12 protein-coding genes, 2 tRNA genes and 3 rRNA genes are annotated in these 22939 nt (G+C 41.5%); 6 read left to right on the plus strand and 11 right to left on the minus strand.

Annotated features, from left to right (window positions below; translation table 11 throughout):
• Positions 1-292: 292 nt before the first annotated feature.
• From AB3G38_RS21055 to AB3G38_RS21100, 10 genes are all read right to left on the minus strand, one after another.
• A complete protein-coding gene (locus tag AB3G38_RS21055; protein ID WP_367865687.1) occupies positions 293-1366 on the minus strand; it encodes a PA0069 family radical SAM protein in 1074 nt (357 codons plus the stop codon).
• A 41-nt stretch (positions 1367-1407) separates the two neighbouring features.
• Complete coding sequence (locus AB3G38_RS21060; RefSeq protein WP_367865688.1) at positions 1408-2637, minus strand: carboxypeptidase-like regulatory domain-containing protein; 1230 nt, start codon at positions 2635-2637, stop codon at positions 1408-1410.
• Positions 2638-2767: 130 nt separating this feature from the next.
• Positions 2768-3589 (minus strand): enoyl-ACP reductase, encoded by an 822-nt coding sequence (locus tag AB3G38_RS21065; RefSeq protein ID WP_367865689.1) that lies wholly within the window; start codon positions 3587-3589, stop codon positions 2768-2770.
• Between the two features lie 74 nt (positions 3590-3663).
• Positions 3664-5325 (minus strand): DNA repair protein RecN, encoded by a 1662-nt coding sequence (gene recN, locus AB3G38_RS21070; RefSeq protein ID WP_367865690.1) that lies wholly within the window; start codon positions 5323-5325, stop codon positions 3664-3666.
• Positions 5326-5473: 148 nt separating this feature from the next.
• On the minus strand, positions 5474-7285 hold the full coding sequence (locus AB3G38_RS21075) for a M56 family metallopeptidase (protein ID WP_367865691.1): 1812 nt from the start codon (positions 7283-7285) through the stop codon (positions 5474-5476).
• A gap of 4 nt (positions 7286-7289) precedes the next feature.
• Complete coding sequence (locus AB3G38_RS21080; protein WP_367865692.1) at positions 7290-7673, minus strand: BlaI/MecI/CopY family transcriptional regulator; 384 nt, start codon at positions 7671-7673, stop codon at positions 7290-7292.
• A 108-nt stretch (positions 7674-7781) separates the two neighbouring features.
• On the minus strand, positions 7782-8684 hold the full coding sequence (locus tag AB3G38_RS21085; protein WP_367865693.1) for a DUF4835 family protein: 903 nt from the start codon (positions 8682-8684) through the stop codon (positions 7782-7784).
• A complete protein-coding gene (coaBC, locus tag AB3G38_RS21090) occupies positions 8681-9880 on the minus strand; it encodes a bifunctional phosphopantothenoylcysteine decarboxylase/phosphopantothenate--cysteine ligase CoaBC (protein ID WP_367865694.1) in 1200 nt (399 codons plus the stop codon). The genes AB3G38_RS21085 and coaBC overlap by 4 nt, the downstream gene beginning before the upstream one ends.
• A gap of 46 nt (positions 9881-9926) precedes the next feature.
• Positions 9927-10253 carry a DNA-directed RNA polymerase subunit omega gene (locus AB3G38_RS21095; protein ID WP_068402985.1) on the minus strand — a complete coding sequence of 109 codons (327 nt, stop codon included), beginning with the start codon at positions 10251-10253 and terminating at the stop codon, positions 9927-9929.
• A complete protein-coding gene (locus AB3G38_RS21100; protein ID WP_367865695.1) occupies positions 10253-11176 on the minus strand; it encodes an outer membrane protein assembly factor BamD in 924 nt (307 codons plus the stop codon). Before AB3G38_RS21100 ends, AB3G38_RS21095 begins: the two co-directional genes overlap by 1 nt.
• 1576 nt (positions 11177-12752) lie before the next feature.
• Here AB3G38_RS21100 and AB3G38_RS21105 point away from each other — a divergent pair.
• The 6 genes from AB3G38_RS21105 (at position 12753) to AB3G38_RS21130 (ending at position 19419) form a co-directional block, all read left to right on the plus strand.
• Positions 12753-14274, plus strand: a 16S ribosomal RNA gene (locus AB3G38_RS21105).
• A 220-nt stretch (positions 14275-14494) separates the two neighbouring features.
• Positions 14495-14568 (plus strand) — tRNA-Ile (locus AB3G38_RS21110).
• A gap of 15 nt (positions 14569-14583) precedes the next feature.
• Positions 14584-14657: transfer RNA gene (locus AB3G38_RS21115), tRNA-Ala, on the plus strand.
• Positions 14658-14898: 241 nt separating this feature from the next.
• Positions 14899-17779, plus strand: a 23S ribosomal RNA gene (locus AB3G38_RS21120).
• Positions 17780-17981: 202 nt separating this feature from the next.
• Positions 17982-18093, plus strand: a 5S ribosomal RNA gene (gene rrf / locus AB3G38_RS21125).
• Together the 16S, 23S and 5S rRNA genes with 2 tRNA genes alongside form the textbook arrangement of a ribosomal RNA operon.
• 345 nt (positions 18094-18438) lie before the next feature.
• Positions 18439-19419, plus strand: coding sequence for an acyl-ACP desaturase (locus AB3G38_RS21130; RefSeq protein ID WP_367865696.1), 981 nt, complete (start codon positions 18439-18441; stop codon positions 19417-19419).
• Between the two features lie 100 nt (positions 19420-19519).
• On the opposite strand, the gene AB3G38_RS21135 is transcribed toward AB3G38_RS21130, so the two are convergent.
• The gene (locus AB3G38_RS21135; RefSeq protein WP_367865697.1) at positions 19520-22918 is read right to left on the minus strand and encodes a methylmalonyl-CoA mutase family protein; all 3399 of its coding nucleotides are present in this window, start codon (positions 22916-22918) and stop codon (positions 19520-19522) included.
• Positions 22919-22939 lie beyond the last annotated feature (21 nt).

The raw sequence follows: 22939 nt of genomic DNA on the forward strand, positions 1-22939 counted from the left end.
AAGGCTGCCTCTAAAGGGCGGCCTTTTTAGCTTAAAAAAAACAGGGTATAGTATTTCAAGCCGGCGCCCGCCTGAAGGGGCGGCCAAGGTCTTGAAATACTATACCCTGTTTTTTTTAAAGGTTTATGTAACCGGCCGGGGTTTAGCGGAGCGGTTGATATTCATAGTAATTGTCGGTATTACTCTTTGGGGTTGGATAAGGAGAAAAAAATAGAAGAAACGCTTTGCTGTTTGTTTTTGGCGAAATGTTTAGGAAAGCTTTTTACTATTGCTTTTTGACTAAGCTTTTGCTTTAGAATAAGCTTAATTGTGGTTTTGGAATACTGAATATGCTGGAGTCAAGGTGTGTTTTTTTAAGGTTCAGGTGATTAATTCTGCAATGTAGTTTGAAGGTGTCGTGAATCATTTTCGCAATATTACCTTCACCTCTCATTCTTTCTCCAAACCGGCTGTCATTCACTGTTCCTCCGTGACAGGATTGGATCATGTGCCATACTTTGTCAAAGCGGTCGGGAAAGTTTTGACGTAACCAGTCTTCGAAGATTGGGCCTACTGCTCCGTTTAGCCTGACAATGGTATAGCCGGCACTTTCTGCGCCGAAGGATGCAATGGTTTTCAGTATGCCGGGAACTTCATGATCACTGAGGCCGGGAACAAGTGGTGCAACCATGACTCCGGTCGGAATTCCGGCTTTACTGAGCTCTTCTACTACTTTTAGTCTTTGTCTGACGGTTGTGGTTCTGGGTTCCATCTTAAGCCTAAGTTTTTCGTCCAGACTATTGATGGAGACGTAAACGAGACAGAGATTGAGTTTGGCCATCTCCTGAAGGATATCAATATCGCGTAATATTAAGGCATTTTTGGTGATCATCCCTATAGGTTGTTTATAGGCAAGGGCAATTTCAAGGAGCTGCCGGGTTAGTTTATATTCACGTTCGGCGGGTTGATAACAATCGGTATTTCCGGATAAGGAAATCGTTTCTGCATTCCAGCCTTTGCGTTCCAGAAACTTTTTGAAAAGTTGTGGTGCGTCTTTTTTAACAATAATCTTTCTTTCGAAGTCCAGGCCGGCACTGAAACCCCAGTATTCGTGTGCGTTTCTGGCATAGCAGTAGGTGCAGCCGTGTTCACAGCCTTGGTATGGGTTAAGTGAATAAGCCATGCCAACGTCTGGACTGGCCACTTTATTGACAATAGTCTTCGACTTCCCTATGATGAAAGTGGTCTTGTGATTTTCATTTTCCCAATCGTCTATTCCTTCGCTGTGTTCTTTGACATAGGAGTGGGCTAAGAAATGATTATGAGGGTTAAATTGCGCGCCTCTCCCTTTCAAATATTGCTCTTCTGGCTTTTCCGATGAAATCATCCCTAAAATTACTAATATTTTTAGTAATTTTAGGGATTGGGTTATCTTTTATTTAATGGGACGTAATCCATAGGAACCATATCGCCTATCTTCTCGTAAGCCCAGAAGCCTTCAAAGAGTATGGCTTTTGAATCATGTATTGCACCATTTGGATAGAAACTGACCGGACCCTTTAACATACTGACTACCGAAATCTGATAATTAGGAATAGTTAAGGGCCGCATTATATAGTGTCCGGTGTTGGAATAGGCATTGCTTTCTTCTTCTTTGGTATACATGACATAAAGTTCATCCTTGTAATTGATAGTTTTCATGTTAGGATAAATGCTTTTGACTAAAGTATCAGTTGATACGCCCGACATATCAACGGTAGTAAATTCTTTAGGGAGATCGTATAGACGCTGCATCATCAATAATGAGTCGCTGAATACCGAACCTATAGTACTGGCTCCGTGCATTCTTTTCTGTAATCGTGCTTTTGTGGTATAAATATAGGCGTCTGATGGCCGGTTGGGATTCTTTGTTTTAATTCTTTTGTAAATAATAAAGCCATTTTCTTCTACCTTATGCTGATAAAGAGACTGAAAGAAGTGCTGGGGTGATCCTGCATAGGCAATCTCCCGGTTATTGAGCCAGGTTCTTCTTTTTTTACCTGAACCTTTCAGATCTTCAAATACGGGCAGACCTGAGAAGTAAACAATCCTCGTATTATAATTATACTCAAAAAGATTAAGCATATATTTCAGCCTGTAGCCTAATGCTTTATTCTCAACCACCAGAAACTCATTTGTAGTTACGCTAAGTACACGCGCATCGCCGTCATATTTGATATAGAGTACCTGTGGATTCAGGATCTTACACTTCGCAGAATTAGGCGTGCGGCCTATAAAGAAATCTTCGAATACTTTAAGGTTTTTTTCCCGGTCAGGATCTGCCCGGATCACTACTTCATTCAGTTGTACAGTATTCTCTGCCAGGGTAATTGTAATGTTAACTGCCTGATCTGAAATAATGACACTTTTGCTGTAAGGCAGGTAGCCCATCATTTGTACAACTACCTCGTAAGATCCGGGTTTTATCTTAGATAAGGTAAACTGCCCGTCGTTGTTAGTTACTGTTGCAGTGGTATATCCACTGAGATAAATACCGGCTCCTGGCAAAGTTTCTCCCTTTTTGTCCTTGACTTGTCCACTAATTGTATACAACTTTTGTGCATGCGTATTCAGGCAGAATAATAAAAGCAAGACTGTTCCAAAGAGATATTTAATCATAGGGCTAATTTAACTGATCTACTGATTAGTTGGTCATAAAAAAAGCCCTTTAAGGGCTTTGAATTTGTTAAAAAACGTTAATTAAGAGGATAGCTTCCAGAACGTTATATTTTTAGCTTAGGATAGCTTTTTAAGCTTCCGTATCTACACCTAATCCGTGCAGTACTCCATCACTAACACCAGTAGAAGAATACCCTCCGTCATGGAAAAGGTTTTGCATCGTAACCATGCGTGTCAGATCTGAGAATAAAGTAACACAGTAGTCGGCACATGATGCTGCATCTGCATTTCCCAATGGTGCAATTTTATCCGCATAATCAAAGAAATCACCAAACCCTTTTATCCCTGTTCCCGCACTTGTTTTTGTTGGAGACTGAGATACGGTATTGATACGTACTTTCTTTTCTACGCCATAATGATAACCGAAACTTCTTGCAATAGATTCCAGCATCGCTTTAATATCTGCCATATCGGTATAAAATGGATAAGTCCTTTGAGCAGCCATATAAGTTAATGCAACAACACTACCGCCTTCGCTAATCGCATCCAGTTTTTTTGCTACCGCCAGCATCTTATGAAATGATAAAGCTGATACGTCTATCCCCTTTTGGAAGTAATCATAGTTCAATTCTGTGTAAGGAATCTTTTTACGGATATTGACACTCATTCCAATAGAATGAAGAACAAAGTCTATTTTACCGCCCAGTATTTCCTGAGACTTCATATATAAATTAGTCAGGTCTTCCACGCTGGTTGCATCTGCCGGAACAATTTGTGAGCCTGTTTTTTCTGCAAGCTTGTTAATCTCACCCATACGCATGGCAATAGGAGCGTTGGTTAAAACGAATGTTGCTCCTTCTTCATGTGCTTTCTCTGCAACTTTCCAGGCTATGGAATTTTCATCTAAGGCACCTGTGATAATACCTCTTTTACCTTTTAATAAATTGTACATTTCTTTGTTTTTATTATTTAATGATCAGCACGGTTTGTCTGTAATTAAGCTTCAGACTCAAAGCATATTTGCCTTTAGTTTTTGAAGCTTAACAAATCCTGTGCATTTTTTAAAGCCGATTCTCCCGGATTCTTACCGCTGAGCATTTCTGCAATAGCGAAAATACGTTCCTCAGGGTTTAATCTGCGGATACCTGTCGTTGTCCGTTCTGATTCTTCTTTCTTATAAACGAAATAATGTGCCTCGCCTTTAGCCGCAATTTGCGGAAGATGGGTAATACAAATTACTTGCATGTTTTGTTCAAGCTCACCTATTACATCACCAACCCGCAGTGCTGTTTCGCCAGAAATACCCGTATCAATCTCATCAAAGATCAAAGTTGGGAGTGAAGTATGTTTTGATATTATTGATTTAATAGCAAGCATTAAACGGGAAAGCTCACCACCGGAAGCTACTTTGCCTACCGGGGCAGGGGCCTGGCCTGCGTTGGCAGAAAACAATAAGGAAATCATATCTTTTCCATCCTTATTCAGGTTCTCCACTACAGTCTGCTCAATTTTAATCTTCGCATTAGGCATGCCCACACGGACTAATATTTCGCCAACTTGTTTCTGGGCTACATTAATAGCCTTGCTGCGGTTTTTTGATAAGGTCTCCGCTATCTTTTCTAACTCGCCCTTCAGCTTATTGATCGCAATGATTAAACGTTCTATCTCTTCGTCACTGTTTAAAAGCGTATTCAGATTGTCCGAAAGTTCATTCTGTATAGTCAGTAGTTCTTCCACTGAAGTAACCCGGTGTTTTTGCTGTAAGGTATAAATAGTATCCAGTCTGACATTGATCTCATCAATCCTCGCCGGGCTGTAAACTATGTTTTCTTCCAGTACTACAGTTTCTTCTGCAATATCTTTGATTTCTATCATTGCTGAACGCAGGCGTTCATTCATTGCGCTGTAAGCAGGATTGAACTTCTCTATAGCCTGGATCTGGTTGATTACTTCTTTTAAGATGGGAAGTACTGCAGTTTCTTCGCCATCGAGTAAAACATGACCATTTAATAAACCTCTTTTGATATTTTCTGCATGATTTAATGCTTCCATCTCAATTTCCAGCGCTGCCTGTTCGCCGGCCTGTAAATTTGCAGTCTCCAGCTCATTAAACAGGAATTGCTCGTAATCTTGCTTGCTTCTGGCTTCATCAGCAGAGGTTTGCATATTAATCAACAGCTGAAGGTTCTTTTTATATTCCCGGAATTTCAATCTATACTGCGTGAGCAGCGGCAGGTGGTTGGATAAAGTATCGACAACTGACAACTGAAAGCCCGGATCATTAACTTCTGACGTTGCATGCTGAGAATGAATATCAATCAGTTTTTCTCCGATCTGCTTCATGACTGACAAGGTTACAGGCGTGTCATTAATGAAAGCTCTGGATTTGCCATCAATAGAAATCTCTCTTCTCAGAATACTTTCCTGTTGATAATCCAGATCGAATTCTTCAAAATAAGGTTGTAGTCCTGAACCCGAAAGTTTGAACTGCCCCTCTATGACACATTTTTTCGCCTGATTGAAAAAATACTTTGTTTCCGCACGCTGACCTAAAATTAAAGACAGCGCACCCAGCATAATAGATTTTCCAGCACCAGTTTCCCCTGTAATGATATTTAAACCTTTATCAAGTTCCAGATCGACACTATCGATCAGTGCATAGTTACGTATAGAAAGTTTCTGTAGCATATTTGATTGCTAAATTATGAAAACTATGTCATTTGACGTTTATTCTTTTTTAACAAAAAACGGCCGGAGATGTTTCTCCGGCCGCTGTGGCTATTTGTGTATTAGGGTTTTAAATATTTTAAAAGACGATAATCAGTTAAAACAGCCTCTAATTGTCGTCTTTTTTCTGTTCTTTAGCTTTCAGCTTCTCTACATCTGCATCAAATTTCTTTTTCAATTCCTGGTATTCTGCTGTTTTTTTAAGCTTTTGCTGCTCTTCTGATTCATTCAACAGGACAATCCTGTTCAGATGATCACCCGAAATCAGTTTCATCTTTGCTTTGAACTCAGGAGAGTTGATCATTTTTTGTGCGTTCAATGCTTGTATAGCTGCTTGTTGCTGAAGTTTTTTGATTTTTGCTTTTTGCTCAGGCGAATTATACCTGGCCTGCATTTCTCTGGCCATTTTCTCCCATTTAGCGCGTGTTGCAGGATTATCGTATTTCGCTTTCATTTCGGCACCATACTTTTCCCATTTCGCTTTTTCTGCAGGAGAATTGAAACTTCGCTCTAATGCTTTGCCTTTCTCTTCAATACGGGCTGACAGAATTGCTATTTTGCTTTCATCGCCCGAAAGACTGGCCTCAACCATAGCTTTAACGTCCGCAGTGAAATTGATCATGCTAACAGGCAGCTCTGGTGCTGATACAGAATCTATTTCAATTGCCATTGGAACAGGGGGAGCAGGCGGTACAGGTGGCATAATAACCATAGAACGTTCAGACCTATTAGGATTAATATTTACAGAGCGTAAGGCTACGCTATCCTGCCCTTGTATAGCCAGAGTATCAGGTGTTTCGGGACTTTTAAAGCGCACTGCTTCTTTGATTTTCTTTTTCCCGGTGTCAACAGGAAGCTGAACCGAAGGAGATAAGATCGCATTATCTTTTGATAGTTTTGAGCGCTTTAGCTGTTGATCACTCTTTGCAGGATTTATCCACGCTAATGAAATGATCGTAGTTAGTGTTAATGCAACCGCAAAAAGCTTTTGTTTGGAATTCATATAGTTCGTTTTCATAGCTGTAATTCTTTTAATCCGCTGATAGAGATGTTGATTTTTTCCTGTGGCAGCTAAAGCAAATACGGGCGAAGTTTTATCTGCCAGTAATTCTAATTGCAGCAGGGCATGGGCATAGGTTAACGGGGTGTTGGTCAGGTCGACTACCAGATCATCACAAGCATGTTCTCTTTCGATAGCTATAAATTTGCCTGTCAGCCATACGAAAGGATTGAAGAACAGAATGGTTTCGATCAGCGTTCTGATCAGATTAAACAGATAATCATTCCTTCTGATATGGGAGAGTTCATGAATGAGTATGGCTTCTATGTGTTTCATTTCCATTTGCGCCACTAACGCTACCGGAAAAAGTACAACTGGTTTGAAAAAACCGATAACAAGTGGAACATTGACATGGTTGGACAAATGAAAGGAAACGTGCTTTTTGATATTTAATTTTTTAGTTAAGGCCTCAAAAAGAATAGTCCATTCTTCAGGAACACTGATCCGCGCTGTTCTTTTCAGCTCTTGTATCTGATGATATCCTTTGAAGACGATGACAGACTGAATCAGCAGGCCAATGCTATACAACAAAACCAGGAAGGGGAATATTTTCTCCGCATAAGGAATTAGAATTGCCGATAAAAAGGAATGTGATAATGGATTGGTATTGGCAATGACCTGGGCAGTTAGCGGGGCCTGCTGAGCTGCCGGCCATTTGAATATGGAAAAGAAGGTGGCTATAAAACAAATAAATATGAGCGTATTGGCAGCAAAAGCTAAATTATATTTAAGCCTGGCTTTCAACCGGAATACACGCATCTGGCTTGGTAAGAGCAGTGCATAAACGAGTGCGGCCTGCCATAAGGAATGCAGGATACTCCATCCTGTTGCCTGTATAAGATTGTTTAATAAAGCTTCCATAGTATTATTTATAATCTAAGTCATTTAAATATTTCTTTATCGCTTCTATCTCATCCTTACTTGAAGTATGATTTCCCAGGGCCTGCATCACCAATCGTGCTGCGGACCCGCTAAATGCATTGTCAATTAATCTGGAAACCAGGTGTTCCTGTGTTTTCTGCTGGCTGGCCAGTGCGCTGTAGATATGTGTTTTTGAACTGGTATCTCTTTTGACCAACCCCTTTTCATGCATGAGCTGCATAATTTTAAGAGTTGTCGTATAACCAGCTTCTTTATGCTGCGTCAGGATCTCGTGAACTTCTCTCACGGTACAATTTCCTTTCTCCCATAAAATCTGAAGTATCTCCAGTTCGCTTTCAGTCGGTTTTATAGTATTTTGTGAGGACATAGTATATTTACGAATTGTTTCGTAGTACTAATGTACGAATATATTCGTATATCCAAAATATATTTTATAAAAATAAGATATAGCAGGCAGGAAGATGGAGAAGGGTAATTAAAGACCTTTTTTAAGAATCTCGTATTTGTTAATATTGGCAGGGTCAATCTCGCTCAGCAAATTATAAGCCTGAATTTTATCCTGAGTATTTCCTGTAGCCAGGATATTTACCATTTCTTCAGCTTTGGTAGCCAGGTAAACATTAGGGAATATGGAGCCTAATTTCTGTTTGTCCATTTGCTTCAGATCTGTTAAGAAACCTAATAACATCTGGCAGCCTTTGGTAGGATTTTCTTGTATGCGATCCATTGTATTCGCATGATAGTTATAGATGAAAATCCTGAGATCTTCAAAAGTCTTATCCAGCAGGTTCTGATTTAACCAGTACCGGTTACGTAAACCATCATAGGCTTTCCAGCCGGTATTCCCTGATACCTGGGCCACATTAAGAATATTCTGAGCCTTCAGATAATATGGAGTTCCACCCAGTTTGCTAAAGCTGTCTTTATCTAATCCGATGATGGTATAGGCATAGTAAGATAGCAATGATCCGAGGTTACTCAGGAAATTCTGATCAGAGAAGTTGACTGGTTCTCCTTCATTATAGTTGAAGTCGAAATCTTTATCGCTCAGATTGAGCAGCGTGCTGTTGTATGAAGTACCAAATATAGGGCGGCTGGTTTGTATTTGCGCATTTGCTTTATAGCCAGAAGCCCCATCCCAGGAGCTGATTGTAATCACTAGTGTACTTTCAATCCTTTCCTGCGGCTGATAAGTTTCATTCGTCCATTTATTGTTATTCAGATATTCACGCACCGTATTCTGGATCAGTTCAATATTCTTCTTATCCATGTTTTGCACTGTTGGTGCGGTTACGGTTACCCTGGTATTGAGTTCCTGGGCAAAACCAGTTATGGAAATGAAGAGTGAAACGAGAACGAGAGAAGTGAATTTTTTCATGCAGGGCGCAGCTTTAGTATTTCAGTACAGATATCTTTGGCAACTTCAGTTTTTGATTTCACTTCATATACCGTTTTCTCTAAGTACTGATTAAAGATAGTAATTTTGTTTGTATCTTTTTGAAAGCCTGCACCAGCGTCATTTAAAGAATTCAGGATAATTAAATCAAGGTTCTTTTTGATCAGTTTAGCTTTTGCATGTTCTTCTTCATTGTTAGTCTCGAGTGCAAAACCAACTAATATTTGCGCCTTGGTTTTGGTCTTGCCTAAAGTGAAAAGAATGTCTGTTGTCTTTTTAAGCGCTATGCTGAACTCTTCTGTTGCTTTTTTAATTTTCTGTGAAGCTACATGAACGGGTGTATAGTCTGCAACTGCTGCGCTCATAATAGTTATGGAACTATCGGCAAAATTTTGCTTACAGGCCTCTAACATCTCGCTGGCTGTAGTTACATCTATCCTGTTTACCTGTTGTTTGCTTTGCTCTGCTGTAGGTCCGCTGATTAAAGTCACCTCTGCTCCTAAGCGGGCCATTTCATCCGCCAGGGCAAAACCCATTTTACCTGAAGAATGGTTACCTATAAAGCGTACCGGATCTATTGGCTCGTAAGTAGGACCAGCTGTAACCATTACTTTTACACCAACAAGGGGAAGACCTTTTTTGATAGTTGCTGAAAGGTACGCTACAATTTCTTCCGGCTCTGCCATTCTTCCTTCTCCATATAAACCACTGGCAAGTTCTCCGCTTGCCGGGGAGATCATGGTATTGCCAAAACTTTGCAGTTTCTGAATATTATCTTTTGTGCTTTGATGTTTCCACATGTCAAGATCCATTGCCGGAGCGTAAAAGACAGGACATTTAGCGGAAAGATATACAGCGCTCAGCAGGTTATCACAAAGTCCGTTCGCCATTTTGCCAATTGTATTTGCACTGGCAGGAGCGATGATCATATAATCAGCCCACAGGCCTAATTCAACATGATTACTCCATACTCCGGTTTCTTCTTCGAAATATTTAGTGTAGACAGGGTTTTTAGATAGGGTAGCAAGCGTAAGCGGTGTGATGAAATTTGCCGCATCGGCTGTAAGAATTACCTTGACGTTTGCACCGGCCTTAATCAGGAGCCTGACTAATACTGCGGACTTATATGCTGCAATGCTGCCGCAAACGCCAAGGATAATGTTTTTATTTTTAAGCATGGTTTATTAATGCAAGTGGTTATGCTATATAATACCTATGCAGATTTTATTGTGAATCTTTAGCTGGATTTCTGTGGTAAATTTTATCATTCAGAAATTCATCAATCGCAATAAGGCTTGGCTTCGGCATGCGCTCATAGTGCTTGCTGATTTCAATTTGTTCTCTGTTTTCGAAGATCTCTTCCAGGTTATCATTAGAAGAAGCGAACTCAGCTAATTTGCCATGTAACTCCTCTTTCATGTTATTTGAAATCTGATTAGCCCTTTTAGAAATAATCACTAAAGACTCATAAATGTTGTGGGTCTTTTGATCTAAATCGTTTACATTTCTTGTTACCGTAGTGTTTGGTATTGCGGGTTTATTCGTATTCATTATGGGTTGGGGGTTTTAATCGTAGTAGTATCTTTTTTCGCATCTTTTTCCATTAATGCTTTATATTTCGCGGTTAGTTTAGCATCCTGCGCTATTAATTGTTTCGCATTTTCTATTCCAGCTTCACTATTTGTTTTCAGTGTTTTCACTTCAGCAAGGTATTTGCTTTCAGGGTGACTTTCAATAAATTCGTTTGCATACCCAATTGCTTCATTATATCTGTCTTCCTGACGGAATGCATAGCTATTTTTAGCATATGAATATTGTGATTTAACGATTAGCAAGTCCATTTCCTCTACATACTTGATGTCAGGGAAGTCGGTTTCTGCATTTTTCAAAGCAATTACTGATGATTTATAGTAAGATAAATCATATCCACCCAAATCATAGTATAACCTCGCATTGGTATAAGCTTTTAATTCAAGTTTTGCACGAAGGTCAGTAATGTATTGACTTGCCTGTGTAACGCGCTCGCTTTTAGGGTATAAGTTGATAAATAACTGTAATGCATCAATTGCTTTATAAGTGTTTTCCTGCTCTAATGTATACTCAGGAGAATCCAGATAATAGCAATAAGCACCCATATACCGGCATTCTTCAGCGTTTTTACTTGTTGGATAAGTATCTGCAAAGTATTTAAACTGATAACGGGCAGTAGTGTAATCTTTTAGTCTGTATAACGTATAAGCGTAGTAATAATTCAGGTCTTCAGCTTCAGTTCTTCCTCTATATTTCTGAGAAAGATCTTCAAATAAGATAAGGGCTTTTGAATAATCCTTCTTGTTATATAGTTTTATTGCCTCCTGGTATTTTTTAGCTACATCATTGCTGAGCCTGATTTTTTCAAAACGGCTTTTGCAACCTGCAATACTCAGGGCAATAACAGTAAAACTTAGTATAAAAACGTGTTTAATTTTAAACATTGTGCAAAGATAAGTTAATAATACGATAACGTCAATTAAAAATAATCGACCGCTAAGCTATATAAAGCCTTTTTATAAGTCAAGCTGTTAACATATTTTAACAAATAAATTCTCTGGAAGCCGTTATCTGATTACTTAATGGCTAAAAAAGGGAAGAATTCACTCATGTTTATGGCGATAATTTGTTTGATTGTGAGATTGGAATTATCGGATCGGGTATTGTTATGCGTTGCTTCTAAATTCAAAACGGTGAACTTTTAACATTATTGTGGCTGAAAGCTGTGATGGTTTGCCTTTATAAGGTTTCCTGTTAGGGGAATAAAAATCTGACGATAGAAAGTTGGGGAGGTGCTTTTCATGGTCGCTGAGAAAAATGAAGGGTCGATTGGTTTATGTATACTATATACTATAGTGTGATTGCTATATAAACTCTAGTTTGATTGCTATATAACAGGTAGAACATTTCATTAAAACATTCTGGCAACATTTTCTGGATTTTGATTTTATACGATTTGAATAAGGGGAGATGTTGGTATTTATTCTGGTCTGTTTCTTCTTCAACAGATCGCTTTTGAGGTGGAAGTCAAGTGAAATCAGTAAAATTCTCCTGTCATGTCAAGTGATTTGAGTACACTTATGGTATAGAAGTACTACTGTAGTGTATTAGAACGACCTTGAAAAGATCTTGGGATGAGGTTGGAATGACTGTGGTCATTGCAAGGTCATTCCAACCTCATCCCAACCTCATTCCAAGGTCATTTCAAGGCACTATTTAACCCCTTTTAAATACCTGTTTTATACGACGAGGCCATGTTTTGAGTTTTTCTGTACTTTATATCGTCTGATCATGAGGTTTGGAGGCTGGAATTGCTGTGCAGCCGGTTGGTTTTGGAATTCCTTTTGAACCGTTTAAAGCGCCAATTAGCTATAGGCCGTAAAGGTTTTTGGCGGTTTTTAAAATCAATCCAGGCTGGTTGCTGCTGCGGTGGAATTTAGTTTGAAGTATTTCGTGTTGAGAATCATGCAGTTATGGATTGCATACAATTATAAGTGCGTTATTGTTTGGTAGCTGGTATAATTTTCCTACTTTTGCATCCCGCTTCGGAGGAAGGGAAAGAGTGAAAAAGATGTAGTGCTGAGGATTGAAAGGATGTGAAGTAGAGGTTGTTGTTAAGCTCCTGGGAAGGAATTAAAACTTTCTGAAAATAAAAAATAAAAAGCTTGACAAAACGAAAAAGATTTCTACCTTTGCAGTCCCAACAAAAACGGGAAGATCACTAACGGATGTTAGCAGATCACAATAACAAGACTGAAACGATGAAATACCGGAAATGAATCAGGAACATGAAGACCTGAGAAATAGAAGGAATAACATTGCAACATATAAAGACTGGCCGTGAGGTACTGTCGAGAAGTTCATTAAAGAGATGTCATTTACAAACGTAGCGAGGTAAGCTAGTACAAGTTCAAAGTACATGAACCGCGCGAGTTTTTTAAGTCTATTCTGACAGACAAATAAGAATAAGACTATTATTAATACAAGTTAAGAATGGTCAGTGTTCAAACATAACATTTTACAATGGAGAGTTTGATCCTGGCTCAGGATGAACGCTAGCGGCAGGCCTAATACATGCAAGTCGAACGATACTCTTTAGCTTGCTAAGGAGGAAAGTGGCGCACGGGTGCGTAACGCGTATGCAACCTACCTTAATCAGGGGGATAGCCCGAAGAAATTCGGATTAACACCGCATAAAATCACAGCACAGCATTGTGCAATGATCAAATATTTATAGGATTAAGATGGGCATGCGTGACATTAGTTAGTTGGCGGGGTAACGGCCCACCAAGACCACGATGTCTAGGGGATCTGAGAGGATGACCCCCCACACTGGTACTGAGACACGGACCAGACTCCTACGGGAGGCAGCAGTAAGGAATATTGGTCAATGGAGGCAACTCTGAACCAGCCATGCCGCGTGCAGGAAGACAGCCCTCTGGGTCGTAAACTGCTTTTATTCGGGAATAAACCTATCTACGTGTAGATAGCTGAATGTACCGAAGGAATAAGGATCGGCTAACTCCGTGCCAGCAGCCGCGGTAATACGGAGGATCCAAGCGTTATCCGGATTTATTGGGTTTAAAGGGTGCGTAGGCGGCTTTTTAAGTCAGGGGTGAAAGACGGTGGCTCAACCATCGCAGTGCCCTTGATACTGAAGAGCTTGAATGAACTAGAGGTAGGCGGAATGTGACAAGTAGCGGTGAAATGCATAGATATGTCACAGAACACCGATTGCGAAGGCAGCTTACTATGGTTAAATTGACGCTGAGGCACGAAAGCGTGGGGATCAAACAGGATTAGATACCCTGGTAGTCCACGCCCTAAACGATGAATACTCGCTGTTAGCGATACACAGTTAGCGGCTAAGCGAAAGCGTTAAGTATTCCACCTGGGGAGTACGGTCGCAAGATTGAAACTCAAAGGAATTGACGGGGGCCCGCACAAGCGGAGGAGCATGTGGTTTAATTCGATGATACGCGAGGAACCTTACCCGGGCTTGAAAGTTAGTGAATCATTTAGAGATAGATGAGTCCGCAAGGACACGAAACTAGGTGCTGCATGGCTGTCGTCAGCTCGTGCCGTGAGGTGTTGGGTTAAGTCCCGCAACGAGCGCAACCCCTATGTTTAGTTGCCAGCACGTTAAGGTGGGGACTCTAAACAGACTGCCTGTGCAAACAGAGAGGAAGGAGGGGACGACGTCAAGTCATCATGGCCCTTACGTCCGGGGCTACACACGTGCTACAATGGATGGTACAGAGGGCAGCAAGCTGGTAACAGCAAGCAAATCTCCAAAAGCCATTCACAGTTCGGATAGAGGTCTGCAACTCGACCTCTTGAAGTTGGATTCGCTAGTAATCGTATATCAGCAATGATACGGTGAATACGTTCCCGGGCCTTGTACACACCGCCCGTCAAGCCATGGAAGTTGGGGGTACCTAAAGTATGTAACCGCAAGGAGCGTCCTAGGGTAAAACCGATAACTGGGGCTAAGTCGTAACAAGGTAGCCGTACCGGAAGGTGCGGCTGGAATACCTCCTTTCTGGAGCAAGATAGATAACTCGCTGCGTAAATGATATACCAATGAAACTCTAACAGCTAGAGCAACAGCAGTATATAAGTAAATGACAATAAAATCTCAAAAGAAAAACCCATAGGATGAAACATCAACATTAGTGTTGTTCACCTACTGAAAGAAGGAATTGACCGAGGAAAAGGAATTGTGCTGAGACACCTCAACAACAACCCTGACCCAGTTAAATAGTCCCGTAGCTCAGTTGGTTAGAGCACTACACTGATAATGTAGGGGTCAGCAGTTCAAATCTGCTCGGGACTACATTATATATTCTAAGGGGGATTAGCTCAGCTGGCTAGAGCGCCTGCCTTGCACGCAGGAGGTCAACGGTTCGACTCCGTTATTCTCCACGATTGTCCCGTAGTTAAGATAAAAGCTACAGGAAATAGGGTAAAGATGGTAGCAATACTGAATACCCGGGACAATAAAGTTCTTTGACATATTGGAAGAAGTTAATAAAGAAGAGCAAACAACAATAGAGACGTTGTTAGCTTGAAGGAAACACAAGTGTATTTATACACGAACTGAATCCGTAAGGGTTAATAACAGATTAAAAAAAGCATTTCCATAGGCGCAAAAGGCTATGGAGAGAAGAAAGTAAGAAAGAGTACACAGGGGATGCCTTGGCTCTCAGAGGCGATGAAGGACGTGATAAGCTGCGATAAGCTCCGGGGATTAGCAAATATGAATTAATCCGGAGATTTCCGAATGGGGAAACCTGGCTAGTTGAAGACTAGTCGCATTACGATGCGCAAACCTGCCGAACTGAAACATCTAAGTAAGCAGAGGAAGAGAAAATAATAATGATTTCCTAAGTAGTGGCGAGCGAACGGGAAAGAGCCCAAACCAGTTATGTTACGGCATAGCTGGGGTTGTAGGACTACAATATGGCATTAATGAAATGAAGTGGAACAGGATGGGAAGCCTGGCAAAATAGCGTGAGAGCCGCGTACACGTAAGTAACATTAGTCTAGTAGTATCCTGAGTACCGCGAGGTCGGAGACGCCTTGTGGGAATCTGCCGGCACCATCCGGTAAGGCTAAATACTCCTGAGAGACCGATAGTGAACCAGTACCGTGAGGGAAAGGTGAAAAGAACCCCGAACAGGGGAGTGAAATAGAACCTGAAACTGTGTACTTACAAGCGGTCGGAGCGTCCAGGTGGCGTGACGGCGTGCCTTTTGCATAATGAGCCTACGAGTTACTCTTCTCTGGCAAGGTTAAGTGTTTAAGACACGCAGCCGAAGCGAAAGCGAGTCTGAACAGGGCGTATAGTCAGGGGAGGTAGACGCGAAACCTTGTGATCTACCCATGGACAGGTTGAAGGTGCGGTAACACGTACTGGAGGACCGAACCGATAAACGTTGAAAAGTTTCCGGATGATCTGTGGGTAGGGGTGAAAGGCTAATCAAACTGGGAAATAGCTCGTACTCCCCGAAATGTTTTTAGGAACAGCGTGGTGGTTAAGTTTATTAGAGGTAGAGCTACTGATTGGGTGCGGGGGAGTCAAATCCTACCAAATCCAGACAAACTCCGAATGCTAATAAATATACACTGCAGTGAGGCCCGGGGTGCTAAGGTCACGGGCCGAGAGGGAAAGAACCCAGACCATCAGCTAAGGTCCCCAAGTTACTACTAAGTTGAACTAACGAGGTGCGATTGCCTAGACAGCTAGGATGTTGGCTTGGAAGCAGCCATTCATTTAAAGAGTGCGTAACAGCTCACTAGTCGAGCGATCGTGCATGGATAATAAACGGGCATAAAGTAGTACACCGAAGCTATGGGTAATATTAATATTACGGTAGGGGAGCATTCCAGCGGCAGCGAAGTTTTGGCGTAAGCCAGGGTGGAGCTTCTGGAAAAGCAAATGTAGGCATAAGTAACGATAAGGCAGGCGAGAAACCTGCCCACCGAAAGGATAAGGTTTCCTGATCAACGCTAATCGGATCAGGGTTAGTCGGGGCCTAAGGAGAACCCGAAGGGGAAATTCGATGGACAACTGGTTAATATTCCAGTACTTTTTATAACTGCGATGTGGGGACGGAGTAGTGACACTGCCGCGATCTGACGGAATAGATCGTTAAAGACTGTAGGTATAGGAGAGGTAGGCAAATCCGCCACTCTTGCTGAAGGTCGATAGTACCGCAAGCCTTCGGGTAAGTGGATAGCGCAGGTAATCAGACTTCCAAGAAAAACCGCTAAGCTTCAGGTTATAAAAACCCGTACCGCAAACCGACACAGGTATCCGGGAAGAGAATTCTAAGGTGCTCGAGTGAATCATGGCTAAGGAACTCGGCAAAATGGCCCTGTAACTTCGGGAGAAGGGGCGCTGACAGCAATGTCAGCCGCAGTGAAAAGGCCCAGGCGACTGTTTAACAAAAACACATGGCTTTGCAAAATCGAAAGATGAAGTATAAGGCCTGACACCTGCCCGGTGCTGGAAGGTTAAGAGGGGATGTCATCTGTTAAAGGAGAAGCATTGAATCGAAGCCCCAGTAAACGGCGGCCGTAACTATAACGGTCCTAAGGTAGCGAAATTCCTTGTCGGGTAAGTTCCGACCTGCACGAATGGTGTAACGATCTGGGCGCTGTCTCAGCCATGAGCTCGGTGAAATTGTGGTCCCGGTGAAGACGCCGGGTACCCGCAACGGGACGGAAAGACCCCATGCACCTTCACTACAATTTAACATTGACATTGGATACAGGATGTGTAGGATAGGTGGGAGACTATGAAGGGGCGTCGCCAGGCGTTCTGGAGTCAACGTTGAAATACCACCCTTTTTGTATTCGGTGTCTAACCCCTTTCGGGGGGGACATTGTTTGATGGGTAGTTTGACTGGGGTGGTCGCCTCCAAAAAGGTAACGGAGGCTTTCAAAGGTAAGCTCAATACGCTTGGTAACCGTATGAGGAGTGCAATAGCATAAGCTTGCTTGACTGTGAGGCAGACAAGCCGAGCAGGGTCGAAAGACGGATATAGTGATCCGGTGGTTCTGCATGGAAGGGCCATCGCTCAAAGGATAAAAGGTACGCTGGGGATAACAGGCTGATCTCCCCCAAGAGCTCATATCGACGGGGAGGTTTGGCACCTCGATGTCGGCTCGTCACATCCTGGGGCTGGAGAAGGTCCCAAGGGTTCGGCTGTTCGCCGATTAAAGTGGCACGCGAGCTGGGTTCAGAACGTCGCGAGACAGTTCGGTCCCTATCTGTTGTGGGCGTAGGAATTTTGAGTGGGGCTGACCTTAGTACGAGAGGACCGGGTTGGACTAACCTCTAGTGAATCTGTTGTTCCGCCAGGGGCATTGCAGAGTAGCTACGTTGGGAATAGATAAGCGCTGAAAGCATCTAAGTGCGAAACTAGCCACGAGATGAGAATTCCATATAGGACCGTAGCAGACTACTACGTTGATAGGTTACAGATGTAAAGCTGGTGACAGCATAGTCGAGTAATACTAATCATCCGAAGCTTTCAAGAGCAATAAACTGTTGTTTGTTCTTCATAACTAACTTCTTTCAATAATATGTCATCGTTTGATGGACCGGAGTGAAAACAGGAAAAGCAGTGATGCGGATCCTTTAAGCCCGGGAACGGAAAACAATTACAATATCAATCGAGCGATAATAACAAAAGCTATATAAATTAATAGCTGAAAATAACAAAAGCTGGATAAAGACATTTAGGTGCCTATATCGGTGGTGTCCACCTCTTCCCATTCCGAACAGAGAAGTTAAGCCCACCAGAGCCGATGGTACTGCGGTAACACGTGGGAGAGTAGGTCGGTGCCAAATCTTAAAGAAAGCCTGTAGGAAACTACAGGCTTTTCTTGTTATAAGCCTTTTTATATATTAATCATGGATTTTAGCGCCGGGTCTGAAAAGAGTATATAAATCTTTTTGTTTACAGATTCCTTTTCAGGAAAAGACAAGACCCGCTTCCTGAACAGGTACTTATTCTGCTAAAATCTGCAACAATCTGACCCTTTCATACGTTGTATAAACACATCCTTGAAATGCTTTAATAATTTACGTTTATACAAGAACATTTTTTGAGCTTAATCTGCTATTAAATGGTGTCAGAAAGGCATTATGAAATAATTTTGGTTATCTTTGGTGTTAAACTAAAACACACATATAATGAGTTTTTTTGCTGAAAAAAGACGGGAAGTAATGCTTCACATTGAGCAATATATGCTTGATATGATGGATACTTACCTGAAACCGATTGATACGAATTGGCAGCCAACTGATTTTTTGCCTGTTTCTACCAGTGATACTTTTATTCAAGACATAAAATCCCTTCGCGAAACTGCAAATGACCTTTCATACGATCTTGTTGCCGTACTAATTGGCGATACTATTACAGAAGAAGCATTACCAACGTACGAATCATGGTTATCCATGGTCGATGGTATTTCAAGAAATGAACAGGGTGGCTGGATGAAATGGGTACGTCACTGGACTGCTGAAGAGAACAGACACGGTGATTTGTTAAATAGATATCTTTATTTATCAGGCCGTGTTGATATGCGCCAAATGGAAATCTCTACGCAATATCTTATTGCTGATGGTTTTGACATTGGTACTGGCCATGACCCTTACCGTAACTTCATTTATACAAGTTTCCAGGAACTTGCAACGAATGTATCTCACCGTAGAGTAGCTTCTTTAGCTAAAAAAGACGGAGATACTTTACTTTCCAAAATTTGTGGAGTAATTGCATCTGATGAAGCGAGACATGCCAAAGCCTATAAGGACTTTATGTCTAAAATATTTGAAGTTGATCCTAGTGAAGCTATGATTGCTTTCGAAGATATGATGCGCATGAAAATTGTTATGCCTGCTCACTTCCTGAGAGAAATGGGAATGAAAATGGGGCAGACTTTTGGCCACTTTACTGATGCTGCACAACGCTTAGGTGTTTATACAGCAGTTGATTATGTGGAGATTATGCAGCAGCTTATTGTGGAGTGGAAAATTGAAAATATGCAAGACCTGAATGAGGCTGGTGAAAAAGCCCGTGATTATATCATGGCTCTGCCAAGCCGCTTATTACGCGTTGCAGAAAGAATGAAAACTCCAACAATGGAATATAAATTCAGCTGGATACACGCTTAATACAATATAAAAACAAAAGAATAACTCTGATACTAACCCTAAAAGAATAGCTTATAAAAAGCCCGGATAAACCATCCGGGCTTTTCTTATGGACAGGAATTTACATATTCCTTCTGTACTGTCCACCTACCTCATATAATGCATTGGAAATCTGTCCAAGTGAACAAATTTTGCAAGCTTCCATTAAGGCTTCAAAGGTATTTCCGCCGGTAACGGCTATCTTTTGTAATTCATTCAATGCTGCTGCCGTATGGTCAGCGTTTCTTTTCTGGAATTCATCCAGGGCAGCAATCTGAAATTGTTTCTCTTCTTCTGTTGCACGGATAATTTCGCCGGGAACAACTGTTGGTGAACCATTTTTATTTAAGAATGTATTTACACCTACAATCGGATATTCTCCGTTATGTTTCAAGGTTTCATAATACAAGCTTTCTTCCTGAATCTTACCACGCTGATACATAGTTTCCATTGCGCCTAAAACACCACCACGGTCATTGATCCTTTTAAATTCAGCTAATACAGCGTCTTCCACTAAATCTGTGAGGTCTTCGATGATAAAGGCACCCTGTAATGGATTTTCATTCTTAGCTAATCCCAATTCTCTGTTGATGATGAGTTGAATTGCCATTGCTCTTCTTACTGAATCTTCTGTAGGTGTGGTAATTGCTTCATCATAAGCATTAGTATGCAGTGAATTACAGTTGTCATAGATGGCATATAAGGCCTGCAATGTAGTCCTGATATCATTGAAATCAATTTCCTGTGCGTGCAAGGATCTGCCTGAAGTCTGAATATGATATTTAAGCTTCTGTGAACGATCGTTTCCTTTATACTTGTTCTTGATCGCCTTTGCCCAGATACGTCTGGCTACGCGGCCTATTACCGCATATTCAGGATCTATTCCATTAGAAAAGAAGAAGGATAGATTAGGCGCAAAATCATCGATATGCATGCCTCTGCTCAGGTAGTATTCTACAAAAGTAAACCCGTTACTTAAAGTAAAAGCCAGTTGAGATATTGGATTTGCTCCAGCTTCTGCAATGTGATACCCTGAAATGGAAACAGAATAGAAGTTGCGTACTTTCTCGTCAATGAAATACTTCTGTATATCGCCCATCATTCTCAAGGCAAACTCTGTAGAGAAGATACAGGTATTTTGTGCCTGGTCTTCTTTAAGAATATCTGCCTGAACTGTACCGCGGACAGTACTAATCGCATAGGCACGGATTTTAGCATAAATATCTGCTGGTAAAACCTGATCACCGGTTACACCCAGCAGCAATAGCCCAAGACCGTTATTGCCTTCTGGCAAAGCACCACTGTAAACAGGTCTTTTAATTTTCTTTTCCTTATAGATTTGAGCAATCTTCTCGTTAACTTCTTCTAGTAACCCGTTTTCAATGATGTATTTTTCACATTGCTGATCGATAGCCACATTCATAAAGAAGCCTAACAGCATAGGGGCTGGCCCATTGATCGTCATGGAAACTGAGGTGGAAGAAGCACACAGATCAAAGCCTGAATATAGTTTCTTTGCATCATCCAGTGTAGCAATACTGACTCCTGAATTCCCTATTTTACCATAAATATCGGGTCTGATGTGTGGATCCTCGCCATAGAGTGTCACCGAGTCAAATGCAGTGGATAAGCGGTGTGCGGGTTGTCCGAGGGATACATAGTGGAAACGCTTGTTTGTCCTTTCTGGCCCGCCTTCTCCGGCGAACATCCTGGTTGGATCTTCTCCGTCACGTTTCAGTGGAAATACACCTGCAGCATAAGGGAATTCACCAGGTACGTTTTCTGTTAATAACCAGCGGAGTATATCTCCCCAGTCTTTATATCCTGGCAGGGAAACTTTAGGGATTTTAAGCTGAGATAAAGATTCATAAAATAAAGGTTGTTTAATTTCTTTATCCCTGACTTTATAGACAAAGAATTCTTCTTTATATTTTTGAACGGTTTCTGGCCATTCTCTCAATAACCTGCGGCATTGTCCATCTAATTGTTCCTCTAAGTGATTATAGATATCTTTCAGAGATGTTTTTAAAAGCGCTGTATCTTCTTCTTTTCCTTTCTTTACAGATTTTTCGTCTTCACAAAGTTCCAGAACACCACTCAGCTGATAAAGTTTTCTGGCAATACTACTTTGAAGATCAACCCATTCATTGTAAGCCTGGCTTGATTCTGCAATTTCTGCCAGGTACCTTGAACGGTCTGGGGGTATGATATAAATTTTTTCTGACTGACCTGCTGTCATCAGCATTCTTGCTTTGAAATCTGTTCCTGTACGTTCTTTGATCTTCGCCATCAACGCTGTAAACAGGTTATTCATTCCGGGATCATTGAACTGAGAAGCCATCGTACCGAATACCGGAATGGTATCATCTTTTGCTTCAAACAGGTTATGGTTCCTTTTGTATTGTTTGCGGACATCACGCAAAGCATCTAAAGCTCCGCGTTTATCAAATTTATTGATCGCTACCAGATCAGCAAAATCAAGCATGTCAATTTTCTCCAGTTGTGTTGCCGCACCAAATTCTGGTGTCATCACATATAGAGAAACGTCGCAATGTTCTGTAATTTCTGTATCAGACTGGCCAATACCCGAAGTTTCGACAATAATCATGTCATAGCCTGCAGCTTTACAAATATCAATACTTTCCTGGACGTTGACAGACAATGCTAAGTTTGCTTGTCTTGTGGCCAGTGAACGCATATAAATCCTGGGATTGTTAATGGCATTCATCCTGATCCGGTCACCTAGTAAAGCTCCGCCTGTTTTTCTCTTAGAGGGGTCAACAGAGATAATTGCCAGTGTTTTATCTTTAACTTCCATCAAAAAACGCCTCACCAGTTCATCTACCAGCGAAGACTTTCCAGAACCACCAGTACCGGTAATCCCTAATACAGGGGCCTGGCTTTTGCTGGTCAGTACCTTTAATTCATTGACGAATGCTTGTGCACCTGCAGGATCGTTTTCGGCAACTGTAATTGCAGAAGCAATACTTCTTACCTCTTTGCGGGGAATCATCTCCAATTCGTTGGTAATCGATCTGGTCGTAATGAAATCAGTTTGCTCCAGCATATTATTGATCATTCCCTGTAAGCCCATTGTGCGGCCATCATCAGGAGAATAGATCCGGGTAATCCCGTAAGCTTGCAGTTCTGCAATTTCAACAGGCAGAATTACACCACCTCCACCTGCAAATATCTTGATTTTTGCAGCTCCTTTTTCCTGAAGCAGATCATACATATATTTGAAATATTCAAGGTGTCCGCCCTGGTAGGAGGTCATTGCTATCCCTTGTACATCTTCCTGAATGGCGCAGTTAACAACTTCCTCTACAGATCTGTTGTGACCGAGATGGATAACTTCCGCTCCCGAGGATTGCAGAATGCGGCGCATGATATTGATGGTTGCATCATGTCCGTCGAAAAGGGCTGCTGCTGTTACAAAACGAATTTTATTTTTGGGTACGTAGCTCTTAATTGGTTCCATTAAAGAAATTATATTTGGTCA

The sequence above is a fragment of the Pedobacter sp. WC2423 genome, from assembly GCF_040822065.1.
GTDB lineage: Bacteria > Bacteroidota > Bacteroidia > Sphingobacteriales > Sphingobacteriaceae > Pedobacter.